At 35.3% G+C, this 8,019-nt stretch carries 9 protein-coding genes; 2 read left to right on the top strand and 7 right to left on the bottom strand.

The window, feature by feature from the left end:
• The 7 genes from BLP46_RS12210 to BLP46_RS12180 form a co-directional block, all read right to left on the bottom strand.
• On the bottom strand, positions 1-1,180 hold a 1,180-nt coding region (locus BLP46_RS12210), incomplete at its 3' end, for a leucine-rich repeat domain-containing protein (RefSeq protein ID WP_143000501.1).
• Between the two features lie 290 nt (positions 1,181-1,470).
• Positions 1,471-1,728 (bottom strand): heavy-metal-associated domain-containing protein, encoded by a 258-nt coding sequence (locus tag BLP46_RS12205; RefSeq protein WP_092979293.1) that lies wholly within the window; start codon positions 1,726-1,728, stop codon positions 1,471-1,473.
• A gap of 69 nt (positions 1,729-1,797) precedes the next feature.
• The gene (locus BLP46_RS12200; RefSeq protein ID WP_092979291.1) at positions 1,798-2,163 is read right to left on the bottom strand and encodes a helix-turn-helix domain-containing protein; all 366 of its coding nucleotides are present in this window, start codon (positions 2,161-2,163) and stop codon (positions 1,798-1,800) included.
• A gap of 62 nt (positions 2,164-2,225) precedes the next feature.
• Positions 2,226-2,396 carry a FeoB-associated Cys-rich membrane protein gene (locus BLP46_RS12195; protein WP_207645247.1) on the bottom strand — a complete coding sequence of 57 codons (171 nt, stop codon included), beginning with the start codon at positions 2,394-2,396 and terminating at the stop codon, positions 2,226-2,228.
• Positions 2,397-2,449: 53 nt separating this feature from the next.
• Positions 2,450-4,951 carry a ferrous iron transporter B gene (gene feoB / locus BLP46_RS12190; RefSeq protein WP_092979289.1) on the bottom strand — a complete coding sequence of 834 codons (2,502 nt, stop codon included), beginning with the start codon at positions 4,949-4,951 and terminating at the stop codon, positions 2,450-2,452.
• A 74-nt stretch (positions 4,952-5,025) separates the two neighbouring features.
• The gene (locus BLP46_RS12185; RefSeq protein ID WP_092979288.1) at positions 5,026-5,247 is read right to left on the bottom strand and encodes a FeoA family protein; all 222 of its coding nucleotides are present in this window, start codon (positions 5,245-5,247) and stop codon (positions 5,026-5,028) included.
• Between the two features lie 79 nt (positions 5,248-5,326).
• Positions 5,327-5,539 (bottom strand): FeoA family protein, encoded by a 213-nt coding sequence (locus BLP46_RS12180; protein WP_092979286.1) that lies wholly within the window; start codon positions 5,537-5,539, stop codon positions 5,327-5,329.
• Between the two features lie 408 nt (positions 5,540-5,947).
• On the opposite strand from BLP46_RS12180, the gene BLP46_RS12175 reads away from it, so the two are divergent.
• Together BLP46_RS12175 and BLP46_RS12170 are read left to right on the top strand one after the other, a co-directional pair.
• Positions 5,948-6,652: a YoaK family protein gene (locus BLP46_RS12175; RefSeq protein ID WP_318259620.1), complete on the top strand. Its 705-nt coding sequence runs from the start codon at positions 5,948-5,950 to the stop codon at positions 6,650-6,652.
• A 171-nt stretch (positions 6,653-6,823) separates the two neighbouring features.
• Positions 6,824-7,708 (top strand): LysR family transcriptional regulator, encoded by an 885-nt coding sequence (locus tag BLP46_RS12170; protein ID WP_092979285.1) that lies wholly within the window; start codon positions 6,824-6,826, stop codon positions 7,706-7,708.
• The last annotated feature ends 311 nt before the right edge of the window (positions 7,709-8,019 follow it).

Here is an 8,019-nt window from a genome sequence, read left to right as displayed (position 1 = left end):
CTGTGAGTCCTACGCTATTCTCAAAAGCTCTGTCTCCTATACTTGTTACTGTATCAGGAATTGTATAATTTCCTGCCTTGCTCTTTGGATAAAGCAATATTAATGTTTGTTCCTTGTTAAGTAATGCTCCATCATAGTCTGAATATGTTGCATTATCTTCTGATACTTCTATGTTCTCAAGTGCTGTGTCACCAGAAAATACAGTTGATGATATTGAGCTCAGATTTTTACCAATAGATACATTCTTTAAACTGACACAATTCTCAAATGCATTGTTATCTATTGATTTTAAATTTTCACCAAGGGTTAGTGTCTCAAAATTTCGGCAATTATAGAAAGCACCACTACCGATAGTTTCAACAGAATCTGAAATGGTCAACGATTTTAAATTCTGATTGCCATAGAAGGCTTTATTATTTATATTTTTTACTCCATCACCTATTACTATGCTTTCTACATTACCACAATATAAAAATGCATAAGTTCCTATTGTTGCTCCATTACCGTTTATTTCTATTTCTTTTAACGAATTACAGTTAGAAAAGCTCTCATATCCTATACTTGTCAGACTGGACGGAAGTTTTACGCTTGTTATTCCGTCACAATCATAAAATGCATAAGCGTTAATTGTTTTTATTCCGTTTCCAAATGTGAGTTCGGTTATTGCATCATCATTTCTAAATGCAGAATCGCCTATACTCTCTACACTGTCAGGCAATTTCACTGATTTCAGTGATGTACAATAATTAAATGCATAGTTACCTATGGCTTTTACACTCTTTCCGAATGTTACTTCCGTCATTGATATACAGCTGTTAAACGCACTGTTTCCGATTGTTGTAACTGTATCCGGTATTGTAACAGTCTTTATAAAAGTCTTGTTATAAAAAACCGAATCACCTATTATTGAAACATCTTTACCGTCAATTTGCTCCGGTATCTGCAATGCTTCATCCTCTCCGCTGTAAGAAGTAATTTTTACTTTGGTATATTCATCAACCAAAGTATATGTGTAATCACCGTTTACGTAAGTTTCTTCGGTACCTGTGATTTCTGACAGTGTCTCAGCGGCCTTTGCATACCACGAATGAAAAACCTCACTCGGAAGAATTGTAAACACGCCAAACACCATAACAAAAACAAGCACCATAGAAACAACACTTTTAATTGCTTTTTTCATTATTTTGTTCTCCTTCTCCTAAAAATAATTGTTCATAAAGACAACATATTAATTTTATCACATTGAATTTTAAAAACTATTGACGAAAAGCATAAATTAAATGGAATATTTTGTATAATTTAAACCTATTTTACAAAATGTGTTATATTCATATCAGAATACAGTATTCATAACCAAAAATATAAAAAGGCTGCCACAGTGAGTTCTCTCACTTATGACAGTCTTTCAGAATAAAAATTATTTAAATTTGGTTTAAGTAATAAGTTTATGTCGAGTATTAGACTTAATTATTACTTTTTGTGAAAGGAAAACAAGCCTTTCTTTTCATACGGAGATTTTGTAACAGACAAAACCTTATAACCGGTTTGATCTATAACTTGCCTCAATTTATTATCGTCAATATCATTTTCAGCAATAATTTCAGTCTGTCCCTTTGTATGACTCGACTTAACCTTTTTAACATTGAAATTTTGACGTATGGCGTCATTAATATAACTTTCACACATACCGCACATCATTCCATCAATATCAATAACTATTTTAATCATATTTTTCATTCTTTCAAAATAATCAGATGCATTAATCCTTATAACTGTTTAATTAATGCAACAATCTTTCTAAGCATCATTAAATTTTTCAAGTGCATTTTCATCTATTTCTGCAAGTAACGCACAGGTTGCATTTTCTATATTATTTAAATCAGGGAAAATTCGTTTCAACAATGCAGACAGCGACTTATAATATTCACTGTATTTAAGTGCAATTTCATTACCGTATTCCGTAAAAGAGGCAACACCGTAAAAGTCCTTGTTGATAATCCCCATTTCAATAAAAGTATCAAGCATATTGTGCACACTCGGCTTGCTAAGTCCAAGTGCCGCGGCGATATCAACACATCTAAGCCCTTTGGACGATTTTTCAAGCTCCTTCATTGCGAGCAAGTATCGAATATTGGAGGCAGTAAGAAGTTTTGAATTAGCCATAGCTTACCTCCTGTTTAAATTACAGGGAGACACGAACATCGTATCTCCCCATAATACAAAATCTAATGCTTGTGGCAAGACCCTTTCATCGGACAACAGCCGCAGTTACAGCCGCAGGAGGATTTGCCCTTTTTCTTGTTCTTCACAAGAAAAACTATTATAAGTGCGACAATAGCCGCAAGCACAAGGCTGATAATTATTGTAGCCAAATTTTGCAAAATCCATGCAATCATATATATACCTCCTGTAAAGTAATAATACAAATGCTAATCAAAGCAACAATATTTTATACTTTAACTTTCTGTGTAAGCTTTGTTGCTTCTTTATATTTCTTAAAGAACAACATATAAACCATAAATGCAAGCACAGCAATTGCAAATATCAAACCGATTACGTTCAGATTACCCGTGAATATTCCACCGAACTGATAAATCATAAAGGAAATTGCATATGCAAATACGCACTGATAACCGATTGCAAACCAAGTCCATTTTGCATTGTTCATTTCACGCTTGATTGCGCCCATTGCTGCAAAGCACGGTGCACAAAGAAGGTTGAATACAAGGAATGAAAAACCTGAGAGCATTGTAAACGATGCTGCCATTTCTGTATATACATTGCCTGATGCACCATAGAGAATACCGAGTGTACCAACAATATTTTCCTTAGCAACAAGGCCTGTAATTGTAGCAACAGCTGCCTGCCAGTTGCCCCATCCGAGAGGTGCAAATATCCAAGCGATTCCGTTACCGAGAGCAGCAAGAATTGAATAGTTAAGCTCATCTTCAGTAAGCATGCGGAATGAACCGTCAACAAATCCAAAGTAAGATGTGAACCAAACAAGAATAGTTGAAAGAAGAATTATAGTGCCGGCTTTCTTAATAAATGACCAGCCTCTCTCCCACATTGAACGAAGAACGTTTGAAACTGTCGGAATGTGGTATGCCGGAAGCTCCATAACAAACGGAGCAGGATCACCGGAGAACATCTTTGTTTTCTTAAGCATAATACCTGAAACAATGATAGCAGCCATACCGATAAAGTATGCGCCTGTTGCAATCCAAGGAGAACCTCCGAAAATTGCACCTGCGATCATAGCTATAAACGGCTGCTTAGCACTACAAGGGATAAATGTAGTAGTCATAATTGTCATACGGCGGTCACGTTCATTCTCAATGGTACGTGAAGCCATAACACCCGGAACACCGCATCCTGTACCGATAAGCATAGGGATAAATGATTTACCGGAAAGTCCGAATTTCCTGAATACACGGTCAAGTACAAATGCAATTCTTGACATATAACCGCAAGCTTCTACAATTGCAAGCAGTAAGAAAAGAACGAGCATCTGAGGTACGAAGCCAAGTACAGCACCTACACCGGCGATAATACCGTCAAGTATAAGTCCCTTAAGCCAATCAGCAGCATTTACCGCGTCAAGTCCGTTTTCTGCAAGAACCGGAATACCGGGAACCCAAACACCGTAAGTTGATGCGTCAGGAGCGCCGTAATTTTCTTTGTAATCTGTGTTTAAATATTGACTTACCGCATCCTCAAGAGCAGCCTTATCTGTATCAGGAAAATCTGTTACTTCAAGTGTTTCTTCATCTTCAACACTGTAAGTAACATTTGCGTTACTTGGTGTAAGTGCAACAAGTTCATTCAGGCTCTGCTTAGCAGTTTCTTCGTCATAATCTTCAGACTCGGATTCAAGAGCAGCCGCAATATCATCGTTACCGTATTCAATGTTAAACGCATCAATAATCTGGTCAGTATCGCCGTAATCTTCAACTGCCTGTTCATATTGAGAAGTGCCTATACCAAACAGATGCCAGCCGTCACCAAACAGTCCGTCATTTGCCCAGTCAGTCGCAGCCGTACCGACAGTAACCATTGATATGTAGTAAATTAGGAACATTACAACAGCAAATATTGGAAGACCCAACCAACGGTTAGTTACAACTTTATCGATTTTATCAGATGCCGAAAGTTTTCCCTTGTTTGCCTTTTTATAGCAAGCTTTAATTACTGAAGCAATATAGATGTATCTTTCGTTTGTGATGATGCTTTCTGAGTCATCGTCCATTTCCTTTTCGGCAGCCTGGATATCTTCCTCAACATGAGCAAGTGTAGCTTTATCGGTCTTGAGTTGGTCAAGAACCTTATCATCACGCTCAAAAACTTTGATTGCATACCATCTCTGCTGTTCTTCAGGCATATTATGTACAACAGCTTCTTCAATGTGAGCTATTGCATGCTCAACAGGACCTGAGAATGTATGCATAGGAATTGTTTTGCTGTTTTTCGCTGCATCAATAGCTGCTTCAGCAGCTTCCATAACTCCGTTGCCCTTTAATGCTGAAATCTCAAGCACCTTACAGCCAAGCTGACGAGACAACTCAGAAATATTAATCTTGTCACCGTTCTTTTTGACGATATCCATCATATTGATTGCAACAACAACCGGTATACCGAGCTCAGTAAGCTGAGTTGTAAGATAAAGGTTACGTTCAAGGTTTGTACCGTCTATGATATTCAGAATAGCATCAGGGCGTTCACCGATAAGATAGTTTCTGGCAACAACTTCTTCAAGGGTATATGGTGAAAGCGAATAGATACCGGGAAGGTCAGTAACGATAACACCGCTGTGCTTTTTTAATTTACCTTCCTTTTTTTCTACTGTTACACCCGGCCAGTTTCCAACAAACTGGTTAGAACCGGTTAATGAGTTAAACAATGTGGTTTTACCACAGTTTGGGTTGCCCGCAAGGGCAATGCGTAATTCCATAGTAATTTCCTTTCTTAAATAATTAGCCAATGCTAACTGTTTGGCTGAAAAATAAGGGATTGCTCCCTAAAAAATCACTCAATCTCAATCATTTCAGCGTCAGCTTTTCTTAGCGAAAGTTCATATCCTCTTACGGTAATCTCAACCGGATCGCCAAGCGGAGCAACTTTACGGATGTAAACATCTACACCACGGGTGATGCCCATATCCATAATGCGGCGTTTAACAGCACCCTCGCCGTGAAGCTTCACAACTTTGACAGTCTGACCAACCTTTGCTTCCTTAAGTGTCTTCATTCTATATCCTCCTTATATTATTGTTTTATGTATGCAACACAAAACAATATAAATTTTATTGAACTGTTAAAAACAGAAATCAAACCATTATTTTGCGTGCCATTTCATCGCTTATAGCAACTCTTGTCTCTTTAACCTTAACAATAACATTACCATTCAATGTGCTTATTACACTTACATCTCCGCCTACAACAAAGCCAAGATTTTCAAGGTGCTTTTTTACTTCAGGACTTCCGCCAACTTTTTTTATGGTGATATTTTCACCGGGATTTGCATAACTAAGCGGCATCATATGTACTCTCCTTCACTTTGCAATTAATTAGCTAAGGCTAACTACTAATCTAAAAATTAGGTTAGCTCTTGCTAACCAATAGTATAATAAAACACTTTTAAAAATAAGTCAACTCATTTTTAAAAAATATTTTATAATAATTTGATTTTTGTCAAACTACTTAAATATAGATAGTATTTTTTGTAGTTTTTGTATATATATAATTACAGTACCAGAATTAACTAAAAGCTTGTAGTATTGCTTTTATTAATATATAATAATAATATATCAACTATATGTTTTATATTTTTTACATATTCATAAAGTAGTGCTATATTATATTTATATTATGATTTAAATCGGAACAAACTATGCTTTGCTTAAGGAGCAAAGCTTTGATTATATATACAAAATATGAGAGGTAAAAATATGAAATCACTATTTGTAAATATTAAAAAATGGTTCAAACGTTTTGAAACTAATCACCAAATGTCTGAAGCTTTTATTAACTGCATTTTTCTGGCAATGTCAGGTGGATTTCAGGATGCATATACATATTTCACAAGAGACGGTGTATTTGCAAATGCTCAGACAGGCAACGTAGTGTTAATGAGCAGGGAATTTATGACCGGCAATTTTAAACAGGCACTTAAATATCTGTTTACAATTCTTGCGTTTGCTGCCGGTGTGTTTTTTGCTGACAGAATACAAAAGCATTTTAAATATGCAAAAATGTTTCACTGGCGACAAGGAATTTTGCTGTTAGAAATTGCAATTCTATTGTTGGTTGGATTTATGCCTCAAAAAATGAATACCTTGGCAGCAGTAATGGTATCTTTTTCATGTGCGCTACAAGTTCAAACATTTAGAAAAGTTAAGGGATATTCTTACGCAAGCACCATGTGCATAGGAAATTTAAGAAGTGGAATTTCCTCTCTCTCGGATTACATTCAAAATAAAGACCCGGAGGAATTTAATCGTACGGTATACTATTTTGGTATTATCTTTTTCTTTGCAATAGGAGCAGGGTTTGGCGGTGTTCTGTCAGATAACTTTGGCATTCATATTATTTGGACTTCATGTATACTGCTTTTGATAAGCTTTATACTTATGTTTAAGGAAAAAATAAGCTAAATATAATTTTAAGCTCTGATATTTCTATCTTAATAAGACGAGAACACGTCAGAATTTCAGTGAAAGTTATAATCTCTCACAAAACCATAAGGAGCTAACCTCTTTACACTGCTTGCGATAGATTTTTTTAAACATATCTGTTAATAATATGTGAGACAAGGAGAAAATAGAATGATTTATGATTATTACAGAATATTTTATTATGTAGCTGTATATAAAAGTTTTTCACAAGCCGCAAAGGTTCTCAATAACAATCAGCCAAATATAACCCGATGTATGAATATTTTGGAAAATGAGCTTGATTGTAAGCTATTCCTAAGGTCTAACAGAGGTATTAAACTTACTTCAGACGGCAAGCGTCTTTATGATCATCTCAGCATAGCATTTGAACAAATTAGTATTGCAGAAAATGAAATCAAGCAAAAAAGTGAGCTTGAAAACGGGCTGGTAACTATCGGTACAAGTGAAACTGCACTTCATCTTGTTTTGCTTGAAAAACTTGAAAAATTCCACGAGCTGCATCCGCACGTTAGGATAAAAATAACCAATAATACCACGCCACAAGCAATCAATGCACTAAATAATAACTTAGTAGACTTTGCCGTTGTAACATCTCCGCTTTCAGATTATAAAAAGCTGCAAAAAATCAAACTGATGTCATTTAAAGAAATCTTAATCAGCGGTAAAAAATACAAAAATCATTTAGACAATCGGGTTAGTTTAAAAGATATATCCGATATACCACTCGTATCACTTTCAGACGGAACAAGCACAAGAAATATGTATGAAAAATATTTTTTAAAATATGATTTACCGTTTAATCCCGATATGGAAGTTGGAACAGCAGATCAAATACTGCCAATGATTGTCCATAACCTTGGTATTGGATTTTTTCCCGAAGCATTTGCAGAAAAACTAATCGAAGGCGGAGAGGTTTTTCGTATTGATATTAGGGAACCTGAACCGCAAAGAGATATTTTTATATTAAGCAAAACCAATTCTCTGTTCAATAACGCTACACGCAAATTATTTGATTATATAGGACAAAATGATTGATAAATAAAGGCTCTATAATAAAAATTGGGGTAAGAACAAAAAGAGCCTACAAAAATTAAAGTAAAAAAGTATAGCATATTTGTAAAAAAACCTTTAAAATGAAAGTGGAAACAAACCATTTTAAGGAGAATCAAATATGCTCTACAAACATTTTACAGAAAAAATACTCGGATTGCAAGGTATTTTAATTGAAAACATAAAAAAACACAGATAATACAATTCACGTTTATTGTAAATTAGAACGGAAACTGCATAAATGCCCCTGTTGCGGTAATTTCACCGATAAAATTCACGATTATCGTGAACAGATA

This window comes from Ruminococcus sp. YE282 (assembly GCA_900101355.1).
Taxonomy (GTDB): Bacteria; Bacillota; Clostridia; order Oscillospirales; family Acutalibacteraceae; genus Ruminococcoides; species Ruminococcoides bromii_A.
Note: the sequence above shows the minus strand (reverse complement) of the source record. Positions and strands in the feature narration are given on the sequence as shown.